Raw genomic sequence first — 23,197 nt, 5'->3', positions numbered from 1 at the left:
AACCGCCGACTGAAACTAAGGTCAGGTATCGGCCAGATCTCCCAACGCTTCGATCAAGGGCCGAATCTCGCTTTCGTAGTTCTTCCAGCGCTTCACGGACGACTTATAGATCGGCTGGCGAACCTGCCAATGGCTATAAGTATTTACCGATCCATCCCTGTCAAAAAAGCGCAAGCAAGCATCGTCCCAACGCAGCCCGAGATAATCTATGACACGGCGCGACTGCTCCTCTTGGTTTTCAATCAATGTCTCATAACGATTTTCGAGGATGCGACCCGGAATGACATTGTTCCAGTGTCGCATTAGGCGATCATATTCCCTGTAGTAGAGCCCGAGAGTCTGAAGATCGCTGCTGTAGCTATGCGCTTCACTGAACTGCAGGACGAAACAGGAGATGCAATTGTCTATTGCATCGCGGCGGCAATGAATGATGCGCGCGTTGGGAAAGAGAATGCCGATCAGTCCGATCAACTCGAAATTGTGGGGCATTTTGTCGACGATTCGAAGCGCGTCCGGGGCCCGCTCGCGCAGATAGGCAATGTGCTCCGATGCCAGCGTCTTGGTCAGTTCGGGAGTAATCGTCGCGACAGATTTGGCGATGGTTGCGTCGGGGCTGTCTCTGAGGCCCAGCCCATTGGCAATTCGTCTAAGCTTGCTGAGTTCGCCGGCGCCATGGACATGAGGATGGCTCGCGCAAATTTGCTCTGTCAGCGTCGTGCCCGAGCGAGGCATGCCGACGACGAATACAGGCACCTCCGAGGGATTGCCATAAGAGGCCATCGAAGCCACCAGTTCCGGTGTGAAGGTTTCGATCAGGGCATCGACCCAGCGACGGAAGGTTTCCAGATCGAATTTTTTGCCCCTGGCTTGATTCCCTCTCTTGAAGTGGTCCATCGCCTCTTGGTAGCGACGGAGGTCGTTGAGCAGCTTCCCGGCAGCGTAATGGAGCTGTGCCGTTCCCTCCGACCCATGGTCCATGTCTCGAAGCTCGGTTAGGATTGCTGCGAGTTCTGGCGGCTCTTCCGTGAATTTGCGCGTGTGCACAAGTGCGCTATAAGCAGCAGGTATCGCGATGCGCCGATCTATCGCCTCTTTCAGATGAACCGCGGCTTCGTCCATGCGACCGAGGCTTGCGAGCGCGCGGGGCAACCCCAACCGGGCCACAGGATGATTTCGGTCGATCTTAAGCGCCTTCTCAAACAGCGGCAGCGCCATTTCCCCCTTGTCAAACGCTTTGTAGGCGTCGCCCAAGGCGCAAAGCGCTTCCAGAAGATCAGGCTTCAAAACCAAGGCGTGCTGAATGTGCCTGATCGCCGGCGTGAATTCGCTAAGCCTCAAATAAGCTCCGCCGAGGCTAAGGTGGTAGTAGGGATTTTGCGGCTCCTCTGCGGCTGCCCTGGCAAAATACCGCAAGGCCTTCTCGTCGTCGTATCCGATGCCCAGGGTTCCCAGGATGTAAAAAGCCAGCGGATGGTTTGGCGTACGCGCCAGAACACGAAGGCAGAGTTCCTCGGCCTCCGGCAATTGCTCTGCTTTTTGCAACTCGAGCGCCTGCCTCAACAGCATATCGTCGGCCTGATTGCGGGGCGGATTGACCTTCGGCTGGGCTTTGGGTGATGCCGCTTTCGGCGATACCGCCCTCGCCGAGGGCTGCGTCTTGAGGTGCTTTGCCCAGGCGGGCGGCAATCGGTTGCTCATCCTGCCTCGCTAGCAAAAGCGGGAGGCAGAATCCAGCGATACGTCGTCCACATCGAACTCCGAGGCCAACAGCATGCGCCCGCCGCAACGTTCACCAGACCCATGCAAGCGGCAAACCTCTTAAGAGCTGGCGCTGGGTGCCTCAAGCCAGCCAATTTCAGCTTGTCACGCAACTTGCACCCACCCTTCGCCCGCGCTAGCAAGAAGCCCCCTTTCTCAACCGAGCCTAAGCCATGCGCCAGCGCCCTTCCCTCACGCCGATCATCGGTGCGCTCCCCACCACGGTGCCGTTCGTCGGCCCGGAAGCGCAGGAGCGCGAGCGCGGCCGGCCGTTCCGGGCTCGCATCGGCGCCAATGAAAGCAGTTTCGGGCCTTCGCCGCGCGTCATCGCCCGCATGGAGAGCGTGGCGCGCGACCAGTGGATGTATTGCGATCCCGACAATTACGATCTGAAGGTGGCGGCGGCCGCGCATCACGGCTTGGCCATCGAAAACGTGGTGGTCGGCGAAGGCATTGACGGCCTGCTCGGCCTGGTGGCGCGCATGTATGTCGGGCCGGGCGATGCGGTCGTGACCTCGCTCGGCGCCTATCCCACCTTCAACTTCCATATCGCCGGCGTCGGCGCCCGCCTGGTAACGGTGCCCTATGCCAACGACAAGGAAGACCTGGACGGGCTTCTCGCCAAGGTCGCGAGCGAAAAGGCGCCGCTGGTCTATCTCTCCAATCCGGACAATCCGATGGGAAGCTGGTGGGAGGCGCCGGACGTCATCCGCTTCATCGAGGCGCTGCCGGAAACCACCATGCTGGTTCTCGACGAAGCTTATGGCGAGTTGGGACCGGCCTCCGCGCTGCCACCGATCGATGTCGCGCGGCCGAACGTCATCCGCATGCGCACCTTTTCCAAGGCCTATGGTCTGGCCGGCATACGTTGCGGCTACGCCGTGGCTGAGACAGAGGTGATCCGCGACTTCGAGAAGATCCGCAACCATTATGGCGTCAGCCGCATGGCGCAGATCGCCGGCCTCGAGGCGCTTGCCGACCAGGACTATCTGCAATCGGTGGTGGCGCGCGTGGCCGCTGGGCGTCGACGCATTGCAGCCATCGCCGAAGAGAACGGCCTGAAGCCGCTGCCTTCGGCAACCAATTTCGTCACTATCGACTGCGGGCGCGACGGCGCCTTCGCGCAGAAGGTGATGAAGGCCATGCTCTCGCGCGACGTCTTCATCCGCAAACCGATGGTGCCGGTGCTCGACCGTTGTATCAGGGTCAGCGTCGGGCTCGACCACGAACTCGATATCTTCGCCGAGGAGCTGCCGGGCGCGCTGGCGGCGGCGCGGGGAAACTGACCAAACTCTGGCCTACGCGGTCAAGGTAACACCCGAGCGCGGCGCGGCTCGCTACGAACCTTGGATTTATGCCAGCCGACATCTGCTCCCGGCAAGCATGTCGACGATTCACATTCCCGCGGCAGCCAGCAGGCGCGTCACGCGGTTCAGCGCATCGGAAAGCTCGGCGGCTTCCTTGTCCTCGAGCTTGACGATCAGGCGGGCAAGGTCGCGGTTCGTCGCCGCCTCAAGATCGACCAGCGCGGCCTTGCCCCGCGGGGTCAGCGACAGAACCGGCAGCCCGTTCCCCGGGCCATCGCGCATCTCGGCAAGCCCCATGGCGGTGACTTTGCGAAGGAGCCTCATGAGATAGGCGGGAGCGAGGTGCAGTTCGCCGGCCAGTTCGGACGCCACCGGCGCGAGATCGAGATGAAACATGCGCGCCAGGAGACCAACCCTACCGCCGACGGGTCGAGGCTTGTGTCCGACCTCGAACAGCACGCGAGCTTCGGCCAGCGTGTAAGGGCTCTGCATCAACGTCTCATCAAGCAACCCGACCAGACCGGTATAGAACCGGTTGAAGCGACGGATCTCATAGACCAAGGCTTCGTGCGGCATGCAGACCTCCTCTCAGAGACATTGCGCTCCGATAATTCCGCCAATAATTGACTGAGTCAATTATTTAATTGACGGGGCCGCCTACCCTCAAAGCCCGTTGCATTTGACCCGCGCTGCTCCAGATTGATGAGGAAAGATTCTGGAGCGGACGATGCAGGGTAAGCAAAGGGCCGTTCGGGCCCGTGTTTCCGGTACGGTGCAAGGCGTCAGCTATCGGATTTGGACGCGGGACGAGGCAATACGGCTCGGCCTGACAGGCTGGGTGCGCAATGAAAGCGACGGTTCGGTGTCGGCACTGATCGCCGGTGCCGATGCAGCGGTTGCGGCGATGATCGAACGCCTGTGGCAGGGGCCGCGCGGTGCGCTGGTCTCGAATGTCGAGATCGAGGAAACAACTGACGAGGCGCCTGTGGACTTCAGGATCGTCGCTTAGATCGACCTAGGCCGTTCCCGACAATTCGCGACGCTAAACTGGCAGCACTTGAATTAATTGAACGTTCGTTTTATTATCGCTTCGTGACGAGGCGAACATGGCACGGACCACAGGTTCAGACGGAGAAAAAACCGAAGCTGCCGTTCGCGAGGCGGCGGTAAACCTGATCGCGCGGCTCGGCTATGAGGCGATGTCGATGCGGCAGCTGGCGGCTGAAGTCGGCGTGCAGGCGGCCGCGCTCTACCGCTATTTCCCCACCAAGGAAGACCTTCTATTCACGCTGATGCGCGAACATATGGAAGGCCTGCTCGCGGCCTGGAGCACGGCGCGACCGGCCGCGGCCGATCCGGTGAGCCGGCTTGCCGCCTATGTCGAGAACCACATCGCTTTCCACATCGAGCGGCGTCACGCCACCCATGTCTCCAACATGGAGTTGCGCAGCCTTTCGCATGAACGGCTGACGCAAGTTCTCAAGATGCGCACCGCCTATGAGAAGGAATTGCGCACGATCCTGCGCGACGGCGTCGAGGCCGGCGTGTTCAGCATCGACGACACGGGGCTCACCGCCATGGCGCTGATCCAGATGATGACCGGCGTCATCGTCTGGTTCCGGCCCGGCGAGCGGCTGTCGGTCACTGAAGTCACCACGACATATCTGTCCATGACAATGCGGCTCGTCGGCGCGAAGATCGACGCCTCCAGCGCCGCGCGTCCCTTCGGACGCGTAACGGACGCTGTAGCACTTTGAATTCGCGCATGATCCTTTCCGAAGATCGAAGTCGATTTTCGGGGTCAGGCGCAAGGAGGAAGACGATGTACACCAATACGCTGAACTTCGGACTTGATCCCGACATCGAGGCGCTGCGCGACACCGTGCGGCGCTTCGCTCAGGACAGGATCGCGCCGATCGCGGCCGAGATCGACCGCGCAAACGAATTCCCGGCGCATCTGTGGGGCGAGCTCGGCGCGCTCGGCGTGCTCGGCATCACCGCCGATCCGGACTTCGGCGGCAGCGGCATGGGCTACCTCGCGCATGTCGTGGCGATGGAGGAGATTTCGCGCGCCTCCGCCTCGGTCGGCCTCTCCTACGGGGCGCATTCAAACCTCTGCGTCAACCAGATCAACCGCTGGGCAACGCCTGCGCAGAAGGAAAAGTACCTGCCCGGCCTTTGCTCGGGCGAAACGGTCGGCGCGCTGGCGATGTCGGAACCCGGCGCCGGCTCCGACGTGGTGTCGCTTCGCCTGCGCGCCGAAAAGCGCAACGACCGCTATGTGCTCAACGGCTCGAAAATGTGGATCACCAACGGCCCCGATGCCGGAACGATGGTGGTGTATGCCAAGACCGACCCCGAACGCCATTCGCGCGGCATCACTACCTTCATCGTCGAAAAAACCATGACCGGGTTTTCGGTGGCGCAAAAACTCGACAAGCTCGGCATGCGTGGCTCCAATACCGGCGAGCTGGTGTTCGAGAATGTCGAGGTGCCGTTCGAGAACGTGCTGCATGAGGAAGGACGCGGCGTCGAGGTGCTGATGTCTGGCCTCGACTATGAGCGCGCGGTGCTTTCAGGCGGACCGATCGGCCTGATGGCCGCATGCCTCGACGTGGCGATCCCCTACGTGCACGAGCGCAAGCAGTTCGGCCAGCCGATCGGTACTTTCCAGCTGGTGCAGGGCAAGCTCGCCGACATGTACTCGATGATGAATGCCGCGCGCGCCTATGTCTATGCGGTGGCGGCTGCCTGCGACCGTGGCGAGACGACCCGCAAGGACGCGGCCGGCTGCGTGCTGTTCGCCGCCGAAAAGGCAACACAGATGGCGCTCGACGCCATCCAGCTGCTCGGCGGCAATGGCTATATCAACGACTATCCGACCGGGCGGCTCCTACGCGACGCCAAGCTCTACGAGATCGGCGCCGGCACCAGCGAGATCCGCCGCTGGCTGATCGGACGGGAGATCATGGCGGAGGGGGTATGATGTCTCCCTCCGCCACCTCAGCCGAACGCCTTGGGCAGGTCGTCGGTTGGCTTGGCGACGATCTGATGCGTATCGCGCCACAGAACTTCGCGTTGGCGCCGGGACGTGATCGAACGCACAGGCAAGCCGCCCTCCTCGATCAGCCACGCGCAATAGCGTGCACGGCTGATGGCTTCCTTGGCGTCCGGGTGGAACCAGCAGATACCCCAGATCGAATTCCGCCGCTTGAAATGCCGACCAACCCGACCAGGAAAGGGCAGATGCTGGTTGAACCAGTCGAACTGATCCTCAAGCTCACCATGAATCCAGTCAGGGCAGCCGTTACGGTGCAGATACCCGGACGCATGAAAAAAGCCGGTTTCCACCCGGCTCTTCGGATGGATCAGCGGCGTTACAAACCGCACATACATGATGACACCCACGACGCTCGCGGGCGCCGTGTTCCTCTTGCTCAAATTCGGGACGTGGAAGGCCGCCCTTCGGCGGCGTCAGGCCATGGCCGAAGGGAGACATTTGGTGAAGTGCATATTCATGCCTTTCATCGTCGCCTCCTGAGGGTGTCACTCGTACAAAAGATGCTACGCTTGGCACGCAGCATCCGGGCGCGGGCTGTTACACCGGTTCCGTTGCGGCATCAAGAGGTGTGAGGAACAACGTGGCCACACTGCAAACCCAGATCTCCCCCGCCTCCGACAGCTTCCGCGCCAATGCAGAGCGCATGCGGGCGCTCGTCGCCGATATCGCCGAGAAGGCGGCAAGCGTCGAGCGCGGCGGCTCGGACGAGGCGCGCGAGCGCCATCAAGGTCGCGGCAAGCTATTGCCGCGTGAGCGGCTGGCGCAATTGCTCGACACCGGCTCGCCCTTTCTCGAGGTTGGCCAGTTCGCGGCATGGTCGATGTATGGCGAGGAGATCCCCGCCGCCGGCATCATCACCGGCATCGGTCGCGTCGAAGGCACGGAGGTGATGGTCGTCGTCAACGACGCCACGGTGAAGGGCGGCACCTATTATCCGCTGACGGTGAAGAAGCATCTGCGCGCGCAGGAGATCGCGCTGCAGAACAATCTACCCTGCGTCTATCTGGTCGACAGCGGCGGCGCCAATCTGCCGAACCAGGACGAGGTGTTTCCCGACCGCGAGCATTTCGGCCGCATCTTCTACAACCAGGCCAACATGTCGGCGGCCGGCATCCCGCAGATCGCCTGCGTCATGGGTTCCTGCACGGCGGGTGGCGCTTATGTGCCGGCGATGTCGGACGAGACGATCATGGTGCGCAACCAAGCGACCATCTTCCTCGGCGGCCCGCCGCTGGTGAAGGCCGCGACCGGCGAGGATGTCAGCGCCGAGGAGCTCGGCGGCGCCGATGTCCACACCAGGCTTTCCGGCGTCGCCGACCACTATGCCATGGATGATGAACACGCCTTGGCTATTTGCCGGCGCATCATCAAGAACTTGAATCGGAACAAGGCCGTAGGCCTCAATCTGCAGAAACCTCTGCCGCCGCTTCACGATCCGAATGAACTTTACGGCGTCGTGCCGACGGATCTGCGCCAGCCTTATGACGTGCGCGAGGTGATCGCGCGGCTGGTCGATGGTTCGGAATTCGACGAGTTCAAGCAGAATTACGGCACCACCCTGGTCACCGGCTTTGCACACCTCCATGGCATGCCGGTCGGCGTCATCGGCAACAATGGCGTACTTTTCTCGGAAAGCGCGCTGAAGGGCGCGCATTTCATCGAGCTTTGCTGCCAGCGCGGCATTCCGCTGATCTTCCTGCAGAATATCACCGGCTTCATGGTCGGCCGCAAATACGAGGCCGGCGGCATCGCCAAGGATGGCGCCAAGCTGGTAATGGCGGTCGCCACCGCGAAGGTGCCGAAGCTCACCGTCATCATCGGCGGCTCGTTCGGCGCAGGCAATTACGGCATGTGCGGCCGCGCCTATTCGCCCCGCTTCCTGTGGATGTGGCCGAACGCGCGCATCTCGGTGATGGGCGGCGAGCAGGCGGCAACCGTGCTTGCCATGGTCAAGCGCGAAGGCATCGAGCGCAAGGGCGGGGAATGGAGCGCCGAAGAGGAAGCGAAATTCAGGAAGCCTATCCTGATGAAATACGAGCATGAGGGCCATCCGCTTTATTCCTCGGCACGGCTCTGGGACGACGGCATCATCGATCCGGCCAGGACGCGCGAGGTGCTGGCGCTCAGCCTCTCGGCCGCTCTCAATGCCGGCATCGAGGCGACGAAATTCGGCGTGTTCAGGATGTGACGATGGCTGCTCCCCGTGACAGGATCCGCATCCACACCGGCGACATCACCAGGCTCGCGGTCGACGCCATCGTCAATGCCGCCAATTCCTCGCTGCTCGGCGGCGGCGGGGTCGACGGGGCGATCCATCGTGCGGCCGGCCCGGAGCTCGTTGCCGAATGCCGTATGCTTCATGGCTGCAAGACCGGCGACGCGAAGCTGACCAAGGGCTATCGCCTGCCGGCGCGCTACGTCATCCACACGGTCGGGCCGGTCTGGCAAGGCGGCGGCAAGGGCGAAGCGGAACTGCTCACCTCCTGCTACCGGCGCTCGCTCGAAATCGCCCGTGCCCATGATTGCCGAACGGTCGCTTTCCCGGCAATCTCGACCGGCATCTACCGCTTTCCCAAGGATCAGGCGACCGAGATCGCCGTCGGCGCCGTAAGCGGCTTCCTGGAACACGACGCGTTGCCAGAGATCGTCACTTTCTGCTGCTTCGACGGCCAGACGGCGGAGCTTTACCGACAAGCCGTTGCTGGCGCCGGGAAAGGCTGAACTTATGGACCGACGGATTCTTCAATACAGGCAAATACGAATTTTCGGGCGCCAACTGGCGCGGGCGAAAAATATTCGCTATTCGTCATCTTGCATTGGGCGAATGGGGTTGGGTGGAAATGATCCTGAAATATTGCCGCAAGTCGACTGTTTCGATACTTGCAGGGTTTCTAATATTTGTGGCACCAGCCGCCCAGGCGGCCGAATCGCTGGCGGGCAGCAAGGGCGACGTGCGCTATCCGATGAACATTCCTTGGGGGGCCATAGGCGGCTGCGGGAAGGCCTATGCCGCTTACATAGCGGCTCCGGGTCATTCCGCTTTTGCGGCGACGCCGATCGCCCGGACCGTCGAATTTTTCATCTGCGGCGCGAAGCTGAACGCGCCTTCCCAGCAGGTGGCCGAGGATTTGGCGATGAAATCGTGCAAGGCCACCAGGAGCAAATACAAGGTCACGCTCGCCGGCGACTGCGCGATCGCGGCGTCGAAATAGGCAGCGGGCAGCTCTTTTCTTCCTGGGGGGAGCAGAATGAAGTTTGCGTTTTTCAAATTGGCGACAGCATCCGTGCTGGCAGGGCTGCTGATCATTGCGGTTCCGGGGCATGGGATCGCCGGGTCGCTGGCAGGCAGCGTGGGCGACAAGCGCTTTTCGCCAGTTGTGCCCGCCAGCGCCAAGGACCCATGCAACAAAGCCTACAAAGCCTACGTCGCCGCAAGCGGTCATTCGGCATACGCGACGACATCGTTTGTGCGGGTCATGGACGGCTACGTCCTGTGCGGCGCCCACTACAACGCGCCGTCGCAAAAGGCGGCCGAGGATTTGGCGATGAAATCCTGCCAGTCCGCTCGGACGCATTACAAGGTGGCCGCCGGCGGCGACTGCCAGTAGCCGGGCGAACGTCTAGAGCGTCTCACCGTTTCACGGAGACGGCGAACCGCTCTATCTCCTTGTTTTTACGCAATTCCGGACAGAAAACCGTTTCACACTTTTCCTGGAATTGCTCTAATCGGAACCGCCCGCACCAAATCCGGGAGGTTCCATGTTCGGCAACATACTGATCGCCAATCGCGGCGAGATCGCCTGCCGCGTCATCCGCACCGCCCGCAAGCTTGGCGTGCGCACCGTCGCCGTCTATTCGGATGCGGATGCCCGCGCCCTGCACGTCGAAATGGCCGACGAGGCGGTGCATATCGGCCCCTCGCCCGTCGGCGAAAGCTATCTGCGCGGCGACAGGATCATTGCCGCGGCGCTCGCTACTGGCGCCGAGGCCATCCATCCCGGCTACGGCTTCCTGTCGGAAAACCCCAACTTCGTCGATCAGGTGACTGCGGCCGGGCTCGTCTTCATCGGCCCGTCCGCCGCCTCGATCCGCGCCATGGGATTGAAGGACGCCGCCAAGCGGCTGATGGAAAAGGCCGGCGTGCCGGTGGTGCCCGGCTATCACGGCGAAGCGCAGGAGATCGTGCTGCTCGCCTCCAAGGCTCGCGAGATCGGCTATCCGGTGCTGATCAAGGCGCGCGCCGGCGGCGGCGGCAAGGGCATGCGGCGCGTCGACCACCCCGACGATTTCTCGGAAGCGCTCTCAGGCGCGCGGCGTGAAGCGAAAGCGGCGTTCGGCGACGACCGCGTGCTGGTGGAAAAATATGTCGACAAGCCGCGTCACATCGAAGTCCAGGTGTTCGGCGACAATTTCGGCAATGCGGTGCATCTTTTCGAGCGCGACTGCTCGGCGCAGCGCCGCCACCAGAAGGTCATCGAGGAGGCACCTGCCCCCGGCATGACGCCGGCGCTGCGCAAGGCAATGACGGACGCCGCGGTGACGGCCGCCAAGGCGATCGACTACTCCGGCGCCGGCACCATCGAGTTCATCGTCGATGCCTCTCAAGGGCTCAAGGCCGACCGTTTCTGGTTCATGGAAATGAACACGCGGCTGCAGGTCGAGCATCCCGTCACCGAAATGGTCACGGGCATCGACCTTGTCGAATGGCAGCTTCGCGTGGCGTCCGGCGAGAAACTGCCGAAAACGCAAGGTGAGATCGCGCTTGCCGGCCACGCTTTCGAGGCGCGCCTTTATGCCGAGGACGCCGCGAAAGGGTTCCTGCCGGCGACCGGCACTCTGCATCATCTCAAATTCGCCGACGCGGCACCGGAAGGCGCTGCGATGCGCATCGAGACCGGCGTGCGCGCCGGCGATGCGATCTCGCCCTTCTATGATCCGATGATTGCCAAGCTGGTGGTGCACGGCAACGACCGGGCCAGGGCGCTCGGCGCACTGCGCGAGACGCTGGCGCGGACGGAAGTGGCCGGCTCGACGGTCAACACCGCCTTCCTGGCGGCGCTCGCGGCCGACGCCGATTTCGCGGCCGGCGACGTCGATACCGGACTGATCGGCCGGCATCAGGAGGCGCTCACCGCCGTCCCTGCACCGAGCGACGAGACGATCGCCGCCGCGGCATTGGCTGCGACAGACGCCGGCGCACCGGGTCCGGCCGCCGATCCGTGGTCCACGCTTTCAGGCTATGCGCATTTCCACACGCTGTCGCGCCGCATCCGCCTGCGCCATGGCGAGGAGACCATCCTGGCCAGGGTTTCGGCACGGCCGGACGGCCGCTTCCAGGTGGCGCTGGAGGCGCCCCATGATGCGGTAAACACGCATGATCTGAGGGCCATGCCGCACACCACTCGCTGGCCCGGCCACGTCACCGTCTTCGAAGGCGCGCTGGGCTACACGTTCACGGTCCCCGATCCGCTTGCCAAGGCCGACGAGGCAGGAGCCGCCTCAGGCAGCCTGCGCGCGCCGATGCCGGGACTGGTCAAGCTGGTGCGGGCCGCGGTGGGCGATACCGTGATCAAGGGCCAGCCGCTTTTGATCCTCGAAGCGATGAAGATGGAGCACATGATCGCCGCCCCGCATGACGGCGTCATCGCCGAGATCGCGGCCGAAGGCGCGCAGGTCAGCGACGGCACCGTGCTGGTGCGGTTTGTGGAGGACGGCCAGGGCTGAAGCGGCTGTTCAAGAGGACATACCGATCAGGGGCGCCGTAGAGTGTCGACCTCGCTTTACGCCCAGGCCCATGCGCAAGAACGAAAATGGCCGGGACGAGCCCGGCCATTTTCATAGAGAACCGACTTACTGCTGGATCGGCGCGTATTTGCCGTCGTGCCACTGGTTGATGTCGTAGCTGGCGTTCTTCAGGTCGCCCTTCTCGTCGAAGGTGACATTGCCGACGACGGTGCTGAACGGCGTGCCGTTCTTCAAGGCCTCAGCGACCTTGGCCGGATCGTCCGTTCCGGCGCGCTTGACGCCCTCGGCGACGGCCTGGATCACGGCGTAGGAGAACAGCGTGAAGCCCTCAGGGGTAAAGCCGCCGGCCTTGATCTTCTCGACTGCTGCCTTGGCTTCAGGCTTGGCCTGCGGGTCGGACGGGAAGACGAACAGGGTGCCTTCACCGGCCGGGCCGGCGACCTGCCAGAATTCCGGCGAGGCGATCGAGTCCGGCATGATCAGCTGGAACTTGACGTTCTGCTCGGCCGCCTGACGCAGGATGAGGCCCGCTTCAGGGTGGTAGCCGCCGAAATAGACGACATCGGCCTTGAGTTCCTTCAGCTTGGTGACGAGGGCCGAATAATCCTTCTCACCGGCATTGATGCCTTCGTAGTCGACTTCCTTCAGGCCGCCGGCATTCATCGTCGCCTTCACGGCATCTGCGACGCCCTGGCCGTAGGCGCTCTTGTCGTGCAGGACGACGACGTTCTTGCCGGCGTATTTCTTGGCGATCCACGGGCCGATGAAGGCGCCCTGCGCGTCGTCGCGCGTGTAGAGGCGCATGATGGTCGGCCAGCCGGACTTGGCGGCGGCGTCGGTCAGCACCGGGTTGGACGAGGCCGGGCTCATCATCAGCGTGCCGGCTTCGGCATAGACGGCCGAGGCAGGAATGCTCGAGCCCGAGCAGGCATGGCCGTCGACGAACTTGACGCCGTTGGCGACAATGCGGTTGGCGACCGAGACCGCCTGCTTCGGATCGCACTGGTCGTCCTCGATGTCGAGCTTGATCTGGGAGCCGTTGATGCCGCCAGCGGCGTTGATGGCGTCGGCGGCGGCCTGCGCGCCCTGCTTGAACTGGTCACCGATGGTGGCGAGCTGGCCGGTCATCGGGCCGACCACCGAAATGGTGATGTCGTCGGCGAAGGCAACCGGGGCGCTCATCATCAGGCCGAATGCGGCCGCGCTCAAAATACCCAATTTTTTCATGACTATATGAACTCCTCCACTTGCGCGGGCCGTTCCGGCCGCGCTTCTTCCACAGAGCCGGGACAATTTCACCCTTCGCAGAAACTGTCGAGAGGACAGTGAGGCCGGTTTTGGTTCATTCCGGCGAGGATTTCTTGGGCCACACGCCTGCGTGATTACCGCGCATAATGCAAAAAGCCGCGCCGACCTTGTTTCGGTCGGTCGCGGCTTTTGCAGTCGAGCTCCCTAGACGCCCCCGCGCCTGAAACCCGCTCGCTTCCCTGTTTTGTAGCGCGGCTTTGAGCTGTTGGCCTGCCGCGTTCTTGGTTTTGTGAACCGGCCGTCTTTTTGCGGCCTTGTCCCAACGAATCCCTGAGAGCTACGCGTGCAGCATCAGTGCATCGTCATCCATTCGCGCGCTTCGCGCAGCGCCCTGGCGATCTCGATCTTCGACATCGTGGCCGACAGTTCCGAGCGCAGTTCGGCGGCGCGGGCCGAGCCCTTGATCGCGGCGATGTTGAACCATTTGTGGGCGGCAATGACGTCGGTCTCGCAATCGCGGCCGGTCGCATACATCATGCCCAGTTCGAAAAGAATGTCGGCCTGGGCAGTTGCCCCCATGGCGCCGAAGCCGTCTTCCTGCATTTCAAAACGTGCCATCTCAATCCCCTGTCTGGCTCCCGAGAGCTGCCTCCTTTTCCCTTGGTGTCCCTTGGGGCGGGCTGCTCTTTCGATGCTTTCGAGAATGACGGCTGGCCTTGAATCCGTCGTTAAATGGCTTGCTTAATTTGAGGAAAACAAAGCTAAAACAAGAGGTAAACGCGAAAATTCGTTAAGCATGGGAATCCAGCGTTTCAGCCATTTTGCGTCAAATTCGATGAAAATTGCCGCGAGCGGAATCAAGACTTCGCTAACCACGGAAACCGAAGCGTTTTTCCGGTCGCGTTTATTTTCAGTCGTCCGCGCGGCGAAAATCCCTGCAACCTTCCGTGGCGGCACCGCTTTTGTTTTGGCGGGAGCTGGATTAGCTTTACCTTTGCGTAAGGGGCAGACGGGCGGATCGGAGCCCCGCCGGAACCTACTGGGAGGACAGACATGTTTCGAAAAGTAAGCCTGGCCTTGGCGGCCACCTTGATCGTGGCGGGCACGGCATGGGCCGACCCGATCGAGGGCAATTGGAAGACGCAGGCCGGCGACACCGCGGCGATCGGCGGCAGCAGTTCCTTCTCCATCACGCTCAAGAGCGGCAAATATGCCGGCAAGACGATCGGCTCGCTGAAAGCGACCGGCGACAACAAATATGCCGGCAACATCACCGACCCGGCGAACGACAGGACCTATTCCGGCAAGGCGACGCTCTCCGGCACCTCGCTTAAGATGAGCGGCTGCGTGCTCGGCGGCCTGATCTGCAAGAGCCAGACCTGGCACAAGCTCTGATCGCCAATTCCAGACCATCCGAAGCGGGGCCCGAGCGGCCCCGTTTTCTTTTGTAGCGGCAGCGCTCCGCCGGACCGGGCCTGCGCCGCGGGCACCTGTTCAAAGAACTCGTCAATCAATTTGAACCGCAGATGAATACCGGTCTCAGAACCGGTTCAGAGGCATTCCGGCATTCTCTCCCGCATTGAAGGAGAGAGAAATGCTTGCGCGTCGCTTCACCATCGTCTGCCTGTTGATGAGCCTGTTCGGCATGCTCTTTGCCATTCTGGTGGCGGAGGCCGGCCATCCCGCTCGCTCGTGGGAACGGCCCGTGGCTTCATTCTCGGCTCAGTGAACCAAATCAAGCGCTGAAACGACCAAGCTGGAGAGCAATCAAGTGAACAACGGGGGACACCACCAAATGAACCGCATCGCCGCCATCGCAACAAAGACCCTTCGGCTGCTGCCGCGGGCGACGCTCATCCTCATGCTGCTCGCCGCCCCGGTTCTGGCGGTGCCGATGATGCGCGCCGACACCGGCCACCGGATCGAAGCGCCGGCGCACAAGAACAGGAGCGTCGGCTTTGTGCTGCTGGTCAGCCTGCAGCGCGGGCAAGCTCTATAGGTTGTCGGGCCGGAAGTTCTCGGGCCGGCCGTCTGTAATCCGAACCCGCTTTAAACACATCTGAAGAAAATCGACGCCGTCGGCCCTCGCGACACCGCCGCCCCCTCCCAAGCGCTCTCCTGAGTCTCTATATTGAGCCATGGAAAAGCGAATCTATCCCCAAGCCATCGAATCGGTCGTCATGCCGGAACCTTTCGGCAAGCAGGATTTCCACGACGCCAAAAAGGCCGTCGCGGCGCTGCAGGCGCTCTACGACCGCAATACCAAATTCCTGCGCGATTCCTTCACCACGCTTGCCGCTGGCGGCGACGAGAGCAAGCGTTACCGGGCCTTCTATCCGCAGATCGGCGTCACCACGACCTCGTTCAGCCAGGTCGACTCGCGCCAGGCCTATGGCCATATGCCGACACCCGGCCATTTCGCCACCACGATCACGCAGCCGCAACTGTTCGAGAACTATCTCATCGAGCAGCTTCGCCTCATCATGCGCAATCACGGCGTGACGGTGACCGTTTCGGAATCGACGACGCCGATCCCTCTGCATTTCGCCTTCCTGGAAGGCACCTATGTCGATGGCGCCGCCGCCGAGCGCATCAAGCGGCCGATCCGCGACCTGTTCGATGTACCGGATCTCGACGGCACCGACGACCAGATCGCCAACGGCACCTTCGAGGTGGCGTTCGGCGAGCCGCGGCCGCTCGCCCCGTTCACCGCGCAGCGCATCGATTATTCGCTGCACCGCATGACGCATTACACGGCGACCAGCCCGCAGCATTTCCAGAACTTCGTGCTGTTCACCAACTACCAGTTCTACATCGACGAGTTCGTGGCGCGCGCCCGCGAATTGATGGCCAATGGCGACAGCGGCTATGTCGAGTTCGTCGAACCCGGCAATGTCGTGACCAGAACCGGGGCCGCGGCCTCTGAAGGCACGCCGCCGCCGCGCCTGCCGCAGATGCCGGCCTATCACCTGAAGAAGCCCGGCCATGGCGGCATCACCATGGTCAATATCGGCGTCGGTCCCTCCAACGCCAAGACCATCACCGACCATATCGCGGTGCTGAGGCCGCACGCCTGGGTGATGCTCGGCCATTGCGCGGGCCTGCGCAACACGCAGGCGCTGGGCGACTATGTGCTGGCGCACGCCTATGTGCGCGAGGATCATGTACTGGACGACGACCTGCCGGTCTGGGTGCCGATCCCGCCGCTGGCCGAGATCCAGGTGGCGCTGCAGGAGGCGGTCGCCGAAGTGACCGGGCTTTCCGGCTATGATCTGAAGCGCATCATGCGCACCGGCACCGTCGCCACCATCGACAACCGCAACTGGGAACTGCGCGACCAGCGCGGACCGGTGCAGCGCCTGTCGCAGTCGCGCGCCATCGCGCTCGACATGGAATCGGCCACCATCGCCGCCAACGGCTTCCGCTTCCGTGTGCCGTACGGGACGCTGCTATGCGTCTCCGACAAGCCGCTGCATGGCGAACTGAAGCTGCCCGGCATGGCGACCGAGTTCTACAAACGGCAGGTGGCGCAGCATCTCACCATCGGCATCAAGGCGATGGAGAAGCTTGCCGAGATGCCGATGGAGCGGTTGCATTCGCGCAAGCTCAGAAGTTTTTCCGAGACGGCATTTCAGTAGGCGCGCGCTGGCCAGCGACGGCGAGGCAATCGGTCGTCTTGCTTGGGCCGCAATTTGCCCGATAAGCGGTCCGAACGGATAGCCTGAAGCAATTTCAGGAAAAGTGCGAAGCAGTTTTTCGTCCGGGATTGCGTCAGAACAAGGAGACAGGACATTTCGCCGTTTCCGTGAAACGGTGAAATGTCCGGGGCGGTCGGAGCAGATGACAACGGGCGGTGCGCGCTTGAGCATGATGGCTCAGCTGACATTCCTGGCGATGATGGCATTCTCGGCCGCGCTCGTGGCCGGGCTCTTCGGCGCGCTGCATCCGGCGTTCGATTCCTTCTCGCATTTCCGCATGCATCTGAGCGTGCTGACGGCATTGCTGGCGCTGTCGCTGCTTGCCAGCTCCTACCGGCTGCAAGCGGTCGCGGCACTGGTCTTCGCCATTGCCTGCTTCGCCACGACGATGAGCGCGCTACCCAGATTTGCGCCGCAACAGGCGGTCGCAAAGCCGGCCGACCGGATCGTCTACAGCCTGTTGCAGATGAACCTGCGCTTCAACAACCCGACGCCCAAGAAGGTGCTGGCTCTGATCGGACGGACCAATCCCGACGTCATCACGCTCGACGAGGTGTCCGGGATGTGGGCGACCGAGCTCGGTTATATTGCCAGCGCCTACCCCTATCGCATCCTTTGCGACTATCCCAACGGCATATTCGGCGTCGCGCTGCTGTCGCGCCGCCCGTTCGCCGCCGGCATCGCGCCGCGTTGCGAGCCGCGCGGCGCGATGGCGACCGCCACCATCGATTTCGGCGGCATTCCCGTCGACGTCGCCGCGATCCATCTGAGTTGGCCGTGGCCGAAGGAGCAGTACTGGCAGATCGGCGAACTGGCGGAGCCGCTGGCCGCGCTTGGCGAAACCGCTATCATGGCCGGCGATTGCAATGCCGTGCCGTGGAGCGCTGCGGTGCGACGGGTGGCGCGGCTCAGCGGCATGACGCTGATGCCGTCGGCTGGCCCGACCTGGATCCACCGTACGCTGCCCGACTTCCTGCGCCGCTATGCGGGCCTGCCGATCGACCAGGTGTTCAGCAAGGGCGGGGTGACAATCCTGTCGTCGACCCGGCTGGAGGATACCGGCTCCGACCATCTGCCGGTGCTGGTCGAGTTCACTCTGCGGCCGGACAGCAGCGCGCCCGAGGACGAGCATGAGTCGGCTCTGGCGGCGAACGATGCGCCGGAGAAGCCGCGAGTCTGACACGCTCGCTGGGTCTCGCTAGAGCGTTTCACCGTTTCATGGAAACGGCGAACCGCTCTATCTCTTTTTTGACGCAATTCCGGACAGAAAACCGCTCACACTTTTCTTGGAATTGCTCTAAGGCTTGATCAAAGCCATGACCAGATGCTCGACGTGGCCGCCGTCGCGATGCTCGCTCACATCGAAGGCGTTCTGCTTCGCCTCGTAATCGGCATAGATCGTGTCGATGCGGCGCCTGGCGTCCCAGCGGAGGCCGGTGCAGAACCAATTGTCCTGCAGCTCAAGCCCGGCAAGCGCCGTCTCCGTCGCCCGCATCATCTGCTTGGCGATGCGGCCGTGGGTGTGCTCATGCTGGCGCACGCCGGCCATGAAACGGTCCCAGCGCCTGCTCAGGGCCGGGCTGGACGGGGACGTGCGGCGTGGAAACGTGTAGGTCAGGTCGATCGTGCCGTCCGCCTGGCGCAGCCGGCAGATGCCGTTGTCGCGCTTCACATCGAGTTGCCAATGCACAGTGTAGCCGGTCTCGGCGATGGCGCGCGTGGCGTGGCCATGCCGCGGCCCCAGGCCATCCATCGCTTCGATCAGTTCCGCGCCGGTCCTGCCGGCGACATCATAGGTGCGCACATGTACGGTCAGCTTGGTGCCGGCGGAAGCGGCTCCGCAAAAGAGCACGCCGGCAGCAGCTAATATCGCCAGGCTGGTCGGCCACATGTCCGCCTCCTTGTTCGAAGGCGAAGCAGATCATACTCGGCGCGCGGCTTCAACGGTCTTGACGACTCACATGCCCTGGTAGACCGGGCCTTCGCCACCTTGTGGCGGGACCCAGTTGATGTTCCGGTTCGGGTCCTTGATGTCGCAGGTCTTGCAGTGGACGCAGTTCTGCGCATTGATGACGAAGCGCACGTCCTTGGCCGACGGATCGGCGGCGGCGTTGCCGTCCTTGTCCACCCACTCATAAACGCCGGCCGGACAGTAGCGGGTCGAGGGACCGGCGAAGACATCGTGCTCGGAACGCTGCTGCAGCGCCATGTCGCCGACGATCAGATGCACCGGCTCGTTTTCCTCATGGTTGGTGTTGGAGAGGAACACCGAGGAGAGCCGGTCGAAGGTCAGCACGCCATCCGGCTTCGGATAGGCGATCTTACTGTGCTTGGCCGCCGGCTCGAGCGTCGCATAGTCGGCCTTGCCATGCTTCAGCGTGCCGAAGGGCGAGAAGCCGAACAGCGTGTTCAGCCACATGTCGAGGCCGCCGATGCCGACGCCGACGATGGTGCCGAAGCGCGACCAGAGCGGCTTGACGTTGCGCACCTTCTTCAGGTCCTTGCCGATGTCAGTGCCGCGCCAGGCGTCCTCATAGGAAGCGATCTCGTCATTGGCGCGGCCGGCGGCGATCGCCTCGGCCACATGCTCGGCCGCCAGCATGCCGGAGAGCACCGCATTGTGCGAGCCCTTGATGCGCGGCACGTTGACGAAGCCGGCAGCGCAGCCCATCAGTACGCCGCCCGGGAAGGAAAGCTTCGGCACCGACTGCCAGCCGCCTTCGGTGATGGCGCGCGCGCCATAGCCGATGCGCTTGGCGCCTTCGAAGCTACCTTTGATCGCCGGATGCGTCTTGAAGCGCTGGAACTCCTCGAAGGGCGCGAGATAGGGGTTCTTGTAGTTCAGGTGGACGACGAAGCCGACCGCCACCTGATTGTCTTCGAGATGGTAGAGGAAGGAGCCGCCGCCGGTCTTCATGTCGAGCGGCCAGCCGAACGAGTGCTGCACCAGACCGGGCTTGTGGTTCTCGGGCTTGACTTGCCACAGTTCCTTGAGGCCGATGCCGAATTTGCCCGGCTCGCGACCGTCGGCAAGCTGGTACTTCGCGATAAGCTGCTTGGCCAAGGAGCCGCGCGCGCCCTCCCCGATCAACACATATTTGCCCATCAGCGCCATGCCGGGCGCGTAAGCCGGGCCATGCGTGCCGTCCTTCTCGACGCCCATGTCGCCAGTGATGACGCCGGTGACGGCGCCGGCGTCGTTGTAGACGAGGTTCGCCGCGGCAAAGCCCGGATAGATCTCGACGCCCAGCGCTTCCGCCTTGGTTGCCAGCCAGCGGCAGACATTGCCGAGCGAGACGATGTAATTGCCGTGATTGTTCATCAGCGGCGGCATCAGGAAGTTGGGCAGGCGGAACGAGCCGGCCGGACCCAGCACCAGGAAATGGTCCGCCGTCACCGGTGTCTTGAACGGATGACCCTCCTCCTCGCGCCAGCCGGGCAGCAGGCGGTCGATGCCGATCGGGTCGACGACGGCGCCGGACAGGATATGAGCGCCAACCTCGCCGCCCTTCTCCAGCACGACGACTGACAGGTCCGGGTTGAGCTGCTTCAGCCGGATCGCGGCGGCAAGGCCGGCGGGGCCAGCGCCGACGATAACCACATCAAATTCCATGCTCTCGCGTTCGATTTCGCTCATCGACCCCTCACTGGCTCGCCACGTTTTCGCATTCTGCTGGCTCACGCGCTGCATAGCGCATCAATTCGCGACGCGAAACCGGCGCTGACGTGACAACGCCTATTTCGACAAAAAGTCGCGGTTTTCCATGCGAAACAAGCGATGGCGCGGCTTGAGCCAAGCATAGACCAGGGGCAATCGGTTGGAGGGCCACGCCGCGTCCGCGTGTTTTTAATTGTTCGACGGCTTGGTTATCGGCAATACTTGACCCATGCGCACGCCTGAGCCCCACGGCTTTCCATTGAAGCGCTTACTCTTCACGCCAGGCACGGCCTGGCGCGCGGTTCTTCTGCTCCTCTTTTTGATCGCGCCGGCACATGCCGATCCGGTGAAGGTGTGGGCGACCGGCGCTTATTCCTTTTCCGACGAACTGGGCGGCTTCCGCATCACCGGCGCTTCCGGCATCGGGACCAAGGACGACCCGCTGGTCATCAAGGAGGAGCTGAACACGGCGACGCCGGTGACGCTGACCATCCGCGCGACCAAGCCGATCGAGCCCTTCGGCAGGGCCGGCGAGGTCGCCAATGGGGTGATGTATATGCGCATCGACGTGCTCAACAACAGCGCCCTGCCCTGGGTGGAGTTCCAGTTCGAGCTGCAGGAGATCCTCGACCAGCCGAGCGTGTTCGGCGATGGCCTGTCCTTCGACCAGCGCAACAAGATACCGGACAACATCTGGTCGAGCAATTTCGCCGATTTCGAGCGTAAGTTCGAACCTTACGACCAGTTGCTGTTCAGGAACGGCAAGGTCGACCCGCTGAAGACGGCGACCTTCGATTTCCTCGTCACCGATTACACGCCGCGCTGGACGTTTTACATCGTGCAGGATCCGCGAATTCCGACGGGGTAATCTCGCCCCTCGAGAGGGAGATATCCGTCGCCAACCTTGCAAATCGGCGCCGCGCGGACGATGGTGACGCCATGACTGCCGCCTCCCCTAGCACCCCAGCCGAGATCGCCGAGCTGCTCGCCTTCTATGCCAGCGCCGGCGTCGACGATGCGCTTGAGGATACGCCGATCAACCGGTTCGCCGAACCGGCTGCGAGGCCGGCCGAACGGGCACCAGCCGCGCCACGCCGCGACCCCAGGCCCGAGAGCCGACCGGCGCCCGAGCAAGCTCTGGGGCAGGTCAAGCCACCTGAGCGGCCAACACCATCATCCGGTCTCGACGCGAGCAATATTCCGGACGCACCCGCGCGGATGCCGGCGGCCGCGGCCGTTCCCGACGAGGCACAGGCCGCCGCGGCCAGGCAGCTTGCCGCCCGCGCGACGACGCTCGATGAACTGCGCCGGCACATGGCCGCCTTCGACGGCTGCAATCTCAAATTCACCGCCAAGAACCTGGTGTTCGCCGACGGCAATCCCAACGCCGATCTGATGCTGGTCGGCGAGGCGCCGGGCCGCGACGAGGACCTCGAAGGCCTGCCCTTTGTCGGCCGCTCCGGCCGGCTGCTCGACCGCATGCTCGCCGCGATCGGCCTCGACCGCAGCTCGGCCTATATCGCCAATGTCATCCCGTGGCGGCCGCCGGGTAACCGCACGCCGACGCCGCATGAGACTGAGATCTGCCGGCCCTTCATCGAAAGACAGATCGAGCTGGTCAATCCAAAAGTGCTGGTCAATCTCGGCGGCCCGTCGGCCAAGACGCTGCTCAACACGACCGAGGGCATTCTCAGGCTGCGCGGCAACTGGCGGGTGCACACGACGGCCTCGGGCATAGCCATTCCGGCGATGCCGACGCTGCATCCGGCTTATCTATTGAGGTCGCCTGCGCACAAGAAGCTGGCGTGGCGGGATTTTCTTGAAGTGAAGGCGAAACTGAAGGATTGGGTGAGCCATAACCTCCGAGGTAATTGAATTGCGCCCCTCGCCCGCCTAATCCTGCTCCCATGACCACATCCGACATCTCCGCCGGCGGCCTGATCCGCGAATGGCGCGCGCGGCGGCGCATGAGCCAACTCGACCTCGCCATGGAAGCCGATATCTCGCAGCGGCATCTTTCCTTCGTCGAAAACGGGCGCGCCCAACCTTCGCGGGACATGGTGCTGCATCTGGCCGAGCAGCTTTCGATTCCGCTGCGGCAGCGCAACCAGCTCTTGCTCGCCGCGGGCTTCGCGCCGAGTTTCAGCGAAAAGTCGCTTACCGACGCAACGCTTGCGCCAGCGATGGCCGCGGTCGAGACCATGCTCAAGGGCCACGAACCCTTTCCTGCCCTGGCTGTCGACCGGCACTGGAACCTGGTTTCAGCCAATACCGCGACCGCCCCGTTCCTTGCCGATATTTCCGAGCCGTCCCTGCTCGCGCCGCCGGTCAATGTGCTCAGGCTCAGCCTGCATCCGGGCGGCGTGGCGCCGCGCATCGTCAATCTGGCGGAGTGGCGGGCACATCTCATCGAACGGTTGAAGCGCCAGAACGACGCGACCGGCGATCCGGTGCTGATCGAACTGGAGCGCGAGCTGCGCACCTATCCGTCCGGGCTGAAGAGCAGCCGGCCGGCACCGGTCGAGCCGAGCGGCATCGTCCATCCGCTGCGGCTCGCGCATGGCGATGCCGTGCTTTCCTTCATCAGCACGATCACCGTGTTCGGCACGCCGCTCGACGTCACCCTGTCGGAGCTGGCGATCGAATCCTTTTTTCCGGCCGATGAGCAGACGCGGGCGGTGCTGGTGCGGTTGGCGAAAGAGCGGTCGGCTGGCTCGTAGTC

The 23,197-nt window shown here is 63.1% G+C and carries 24 protein-coding genes; 17 read left to right on the top strand and 7 right to left on the bottom strand.

Annotated elements, in window-relative coordinates:
* Positions 1–21: 21 nt before the first annotated feature.
* Entirely contained in the window at positions 22–1,698 is a 1,677-nt protein-coding gene (locus RFM68_RS09015) for a tetratricopeptide repeat-containing sulfotransferase family protein (RefSeq protein WP_320232380.1), read from the bottom strand.
* Positions 1,699–1,931: 233 nt separating this feature from the next.
* Here RFM68_RS09015 and RFM68_RS09010 point away from each other — a divergent pair, with 233 nt between their 5' ends.
* Complete coding sequence (locus RFM68_RS09010) at positions 1,932–3,044, top strand: pyridoxal phosphate-dependent aminotransferase (RefSeq protein WP_320232379.1); 1,113 nt, start codon at positions 1,932–1,934, stop codon at positions 3,042–3,044.
* A 108-nt stretch (positions 3,045–3,152) separates the two neighbouring features.
* On the opposite strand, the gene RFM68_RS09005 is transcribed toward RFM68_RS09010, so the two are convergent.
* Complete coding sequence (locus RFM68_RS09005; RefSeq protein ID WP_320232378.1) at positions 3,153–3,641, bottom strand: winged helix DNA-binding protein; 489 nt, start codon at positions 3,639–3,641, stop codon at positions 3,153–3,155.
* A gap of 151 nt (positions 3,642–3,792) precedes the next feature.
* Between RFM68_RS09005 and RFM68_RS09000 the strand changes: the two genes are divergently transcribed.
* The 3 genes from RFM68_RS09000 (at position 3,793) to RFM68_RS08990 (ending at position 6,051) form a co-directional block, all read left to right on the top strand.
* A complete protein-coding gene (locus RFM68_RS09000; RefSeq protein ID WP_320232376.1) occupies positions 3,793–4,074 on the top strand; it encodes an acylphosphatase in 282 nt (93 codons plus the stop codon).
* Positions 4,075–4,171: 97 nt separating this feature from the next.
* On the top strand, positions 4,172–4,822 hold the full coding sequence (locus RFM68_RS08995; protein ID WP_320232375.1) for a TetR/AcrR family transcriptional regulator: 651 nt from the start codon (positions 4,172–4,174) through the stop codon (positions 4,820–4,822).
* Between the two features lie 65 nt (positions 4,823–4,887).
* Complete coding sequence (locus tag RFM68_RS08990; RefSeq protein WP_320232374.1) at positions 4,888–6,051, top strand: isovaleryl-CoA dehydrogenase; 1,164 nt, start codon at positions 4,888–4,890, stop codon at positions 6,049–6,051.
* Between the two features lie 17 nt (positions 6,052–6,068).
* Here the strand turns inward: RFM68_RS08990 and RFM68_RS08985 are convergent, their stop codons facing one another.
* Positions 6,069–6,473, bottom strand: a complete 405-nt coding sequence (locus RFM68_RS08985) for a hypothetical protein (protein WP_320232373.1) — start codon at positions 6,471–6,473, stop codon at positions 6,069–6,071.
* Positions 6,474–6,706: 233 nt separating this feature from the next.
* On the opposite strand from RFM68_RS08985, the gene RFM68_RS08980 reads away from it, so the two are divergent.
* The 5 genes from RFM68_RS08980 (at position 6,707) to RFM68_RS08960 (ending at position 11,850) form a co-directional block, all read left to right on the top strand.
* Positions 6,707–8,314, top strand: coding sequence for a carboxyl transferase domain-containing protein (locus RFM68_RS08980; RefSeq protein WP_320232372.1), 1,608 nt, complete (start codon positions 6,707–6,709; stop codon positions 8,312–8,314).
* Between the two features lie 2 nt (positions 8,315–8,316).
* Positions 8,317–8,847 (top strand): O-acetyl-ADP-ribose deacetylase, encoded by a 531-nt coding sequence (locus tag RFM68_RS08975; RefSeq protein ID WP_320232371.1) that lies wholly within the window; start codon positions 8,317–8,319, stop codon positions 8,845–8,847.
* A 119-nt stretch (positions 8,848–8,966) separates the two neighbouring features.
* On the top strand, positions 8,967–9,338 hold the full coding sequence (locus RFM68_RS08970) for a hypothetical protein (protein WP_320232370.1): 372 nt from the start codon (positions 8,967–8,969) through the stop codon (positions 9,336–9,338).
* Positions 9,339–9,374: 36 nt separating this feature from the next.
* Positions 9,375–9,734 carry a hypothetical protein gene (locus RFM68_RS08965; protein WP_320232369.1) on the top strand — a complete coding sequence of 120 codons (360 nt, stop codon included), beginning with the start codon at positions 9,375–9,377 and terminating at the stop codon, positions 9,732–9,734.
* Positions 9,735–9,885: 151 nt separating this feature from the next.
* A complete protein-coding gene (locus tag RFM68_RS08960) occupies positions 9,886–11,850 on the top strand; it encodes an acetyl/propionyl/methylcrotonyl-CoA carboxylase subunit alpha (RefSeq protein ID WP_320232368.1) in 1,965 nt (654 codons plus the stop codon).
* A 126-nt stretch (positions 11,851–11,976) separates the two neighbouring features.
* Here the strand turns inward: RFM68_RS08960 and RFM68_RS08955 are convergent, their stop codons facing one another.
* Positions 11,977–13,098: an ABC transporter substrate-binding protein gene (locus RFM68_RS08955; protein ID WP_320232367.1), complete on the bottom strand. Its 1,122-nt coding sequence runs from the start codon at positions 13,096–13,098 to the stop codon at positions 11,977–11,979.
* 372 nt (positions 13,099–13,470) lie between these two features.
* Positions 13,471–13,737 (bottom strand): SEL1-like repeat protein, encoded by a 267-nt coding sequence (locus RFM68_RS08950; RefSeq protein WP_320232366.1) that lies wholly within the window; start codon positions 13,735–13,737, stop codon positions 13,471–13,473.
* 435 nt (positions 13,738–14,172) lie between these two features.
* Here RFM68_RS08950 and RFM68_RS08945 point away from each other — a divergent pair, with 435 nt between their 5' ends.
* From RFM68_RS08945 to RFM68_RS08925, 5 genes are all read left to right on the top strand, one after another.
* Positions 14,173–14,514: a DUF2147 domain-containing protein gene (locus RFM68_RS08945; RefSeq protein WP_320232365.1), complete on the top strand. Its 342-nt coding sequence runs from the start codon at positions 14,173–14,175 to the stop codon at positions 14,512–14,514.
* A 199-nt stretch (positions 14,515–14,713) separates the two neighbouring features.
* Positions 14,714–14,848 carry a hypothetical protein gene (locus tag RFM68_RS08940; RefSeq protein WP_320232364.1) on the top strand — a complete coding sequence of 45 codons (135 nt, stop codon included), beginning with the start codon at positions 14,714–14,716 and terminating at the stop codon, positions 14,846–14,848.
* A 66-nt stretch (positions 14,849–14,914) separates the two neighbouring features.
* Positions 14,915–15,118, top strand: coding sequence for a hypothetical protein (locus RFM68_RS08935; RefSeq protein ID WP_320232363.1), 204 nt, complete (start codon positions 14,915–14,917; stop codon positions 15,116–15,118).
* Positions 15,119–15,299: 181 nt separating this feature from the next.
* Complete coding sequence (locus tag RFM68_RS08930) at positions 15,300–16,757, top strand: AMP nucleosidase (RefSeq protein ID WP_320232362.1); 1,458 nt, start codon at positions 15,300–15,302, stop codon at positions 16,755–16,757.
* Between the two features lie 229 nt (positions 16,758–16,986).
* On the top strand, positions 16,987–17,997 hold the full coding sequence (locus tag RFM68_RS08925; protein ID WP_320232361.1) for an endonuclease/exonuclease/phosphatase family protein: 1,011 nt from the start codon (positions 16,987–16,989) through the stop codon (positions 17,995–17,997).
* Positions 17,998–18,114: 117 nt separating this feature from the next.
* Here the strand turns inward: RFM68_RS08925 and RFM68_RS08920 are convergent, their stop codons facing one another.
* Together RFM68_RS08920 and RFM68_RS08915 are read right to left on the bottom strand one after the other, a co-directional pair.
* Complete coding sequence (locus RFM68_RS08920; protein ID WP_320232360.1) at positions 18,115–18,708, bottom strand: DUF922 domain-containing protein; 594 nt, start codon at positions 18,706–18,708, stop codon at positions 18,115–18,117.
* A 66-nt stretch (positions 18,709–18,774) separates the two neighbouring features.
* A complete protein-coding gene (locus RFM68_RS08915; protein ID WP_320232358.1) occupies positions 18,775–20,454 on the bottom strand; it encodes an electron transfer flavoprotein-ubiquinone oxidoreductase in 1,680 nt (559 codons plus the stop codon).
* A gap of 250 nt (positions 20,455–20,704) precedes the next feature.
* Here RFM68_RS08915 and RFM68_RS08910 point away from each other — a divergent pair, with 250 nt between their 5' ends.
* The 3 genes from RFM68_RS08910 (at position 20,705) to RFM68_RS08900 (ending at position 23,195) form a co-directional block, all read left to right on the top strand.
* The gene (locus RFM68_RS08910; RefSeq protein WP_320232357.1) at positions 20,705–21,343 is read left to right on the top strand and encodes a hypothetical protein; all 639 of its coding nucleotides are present in this window, start codon (positions 20,705–20,707) and stop codon (positions 21,341–21,343) included.
* A gap of 71 nt (positions 21,344–21,414) precedes the next feature.
* Entirely contained in the window at positions 21,415–22,350 is a 936-nt protein-coding gene (locus RFM68_RS08905; protein WP_320232356.1) for a uracil-DNA glycosylase, read from the top strand.
* Positions 22,351–22,382: 32 nt separating this feature from the next.
* The gene (locus RFM68_RS08900; protein ID WP_320232355.1) at positions 22,383–23,195 is read left to right on the top strand and encodes a helix-turn-helix domain-containing protein; all 813 of its coding nucleotides are present in this window, start codon (positions 22,383–22,385) and stop codon (positions 23,193–23,195) included.
* Positions 23,196–23,197: the final 2 nt, after the last annotated feature.

The organism is Mesorhizobium montanum, from assembly GCF_033977145.1.
Lineage (GTDB): Bacteria > Pseudomonadota > Alphaproteobacteria > Rhizobiales > Rhizobiaceae > Mesorhizobium > Mesorhizobium montanum.
This window is presented reverse-complemented; position numbering and strand designations above follow the sequence as displayed.

What these genes read in the sequence shown, in the direction of transcription:
- RFM68_RS08930 (WP_320232362.1), top strand. Translation starts at nt 15,300, where the DNA reads ATGCCGGAACCTTTCGGCAAGCAGGATTTCCACGACGCCAAAAAGGCC.
- RFM68_RS09005 (WP_320232378.1), bottom strand. Translation starts at nt 3,641, where the DNA reads ATGCCGCACGAAGCCTTGGTCTATGAGATCCGTCGCTTCAACCGGTTC.
- RFM68_RS08920 (WP_320232360.1), bottom strand. Translation starts at nt 18,708, where the DNA reads ATGTGGCCGACCAGCCTGGCGATATTAGCTGCTGCCGGCGTGCTCTTT.
- RFM68_RS09015 (WP_320232380.1), bottom strand. Translation starts at nt 1,698, where the DNA reads ATGAGCAACCGATTGCCGCCCGCCTGGGCAAAGCACCTCAAGACGCAG.
- RFM68_RS08955 (WP_320232367.1), bottom strand. Translation starts at nt 13,098, where the DNA reads ATGAAAAAATTGGGTATTTTGAGCGCGGCCGCATTCGGCCTGATGATG.
- RFM68_RS08905 (WP_320232356.1), top strand. Translation starts at nt 21,415, where the DNA reads ATGACTGCCGCCTCCCCTAGCACCCCAGCCGAGATCGCCGAGCTGCTC.
- RFM68_RS08950 (WP_320232366.1), bottom strand. Translation starts at nt 13,737, where the DNA reads ATGGCACGTTTTGAAATGCAGGAAGACGGCTTCGGCGCCATGGGGGCA.
- RFM68_RS08995 (WP_320232375.1), top strand. Translation starts at nt 4,172, where the DNA reads ATGGCACGGACCACAGGTTCAGACGGAGAAAAAACCGAAGCTGCCGTT.
- RFM68_RS08960 (WP_320232368.1), top strand. Translation starts at nt 9,886, where the DNA reads ATGTTCGGCAACATACTGATCGCCAATCGCGGCGAGATCGCCTGCCGC.
- RFM68_RS08915 (WP_320232358.1), bottom strand. Translation starts at nt 20,454, where the DNA reads ATGAGCGAAATCGAACGCGAGAGCATGGAATTTGATGTGGTTATCGTC.
- RFM68_RS08965 (WP_320232369.1), top strand. Translation starts at nt 9,375, where the DNA reads ATGAAGTTTGCGTTTTTCAAATTGGCGACAGCATCCGTGCTGGCAGGG.
- RFM68_RS08925 (WP_320232361.1), top strand. Translation starts at nt 16,987, where the DNA reads ATGATGGCTCAGCTGACATTCCTGGCGATGATGGCATTCTCGGCCGCG.
- RFM68_RS08975 (WP_320232371.1), top strand. Translation starts at nt 8,317, where the DNA reads ATGGCTGCTCCCCGTGACAGGATCCGCATCCACACCGGCGACATCACC.
- RFM68_RS08945 (WP_320232365.1), top strand. Translation starts at nt 14,173, where the DNA reads ATGTTTCGAAAAGTAAGCCTGGCCTTGGCGGCCACCTTGATCGTGGCG.
- RFM68_RS08990 (WP_320232374.1), top strand. Translation starts at nt 4,888, where the DNA reads ATGTACACCAATACGCTGAACTTCGGACTTGATCCCGACATCGAGGCG.
- RFM68_RS08970 (WP_320232370.1), top strand. Translation starts at nt 8,967, where the DNA reads ATGATCCTGAAATATTGCCGCAAGTCGACTGTTTCGATACTTGCAGGG.
- RFM68_RS08940 (WP_320232364.1), top strand. Translation starts at nt 14,714, where the DNA reads ATGCTTGCGCGTCGCTTCACCATCGTCTGCCTGTTGATGAGCCTGTTC.
- RFM68_RS08900 (WP_320232355.1), top strand. Translation starts at nt 22,383, where the DNA reads ATGACCACATCCGACATCTCCGCCGGCGGCCTGATCCGCGAATGGCGC.
- RFM68_RS08910 (WP_320232357.1), top strand. Translation starts at nt 20,705, where the DNA reads ATGCGCACGCCTGAGCCCCACGGCTTTCCATTGAAGCGCTTACTCTTC.
- RFM68_RS09000 (WP_320232376.1), top strand. Translation starts at nt 3,793, where the DNA reads ATGCAGGGTAAGCAAAGGGCCGTTCGGGCCCGTGTTTCCGGTACGGTG.
- RFM68_RS09010 (WP_320232379.1), top strand. Translation starts at nt 1,932, where the DNA reads ATGCGCCAGCGCCCTTCCCTCACGCCGATCATCGGTGCGCTCCCCACC.
- RFM68_RS08935 (WP_320232363.1), top strand. Translation starts at nt 14,915, where the DNA reads ATGAACCGCATCGCCGCCATCGCAACAAAGACCCTTCGGCTGCTGCCG.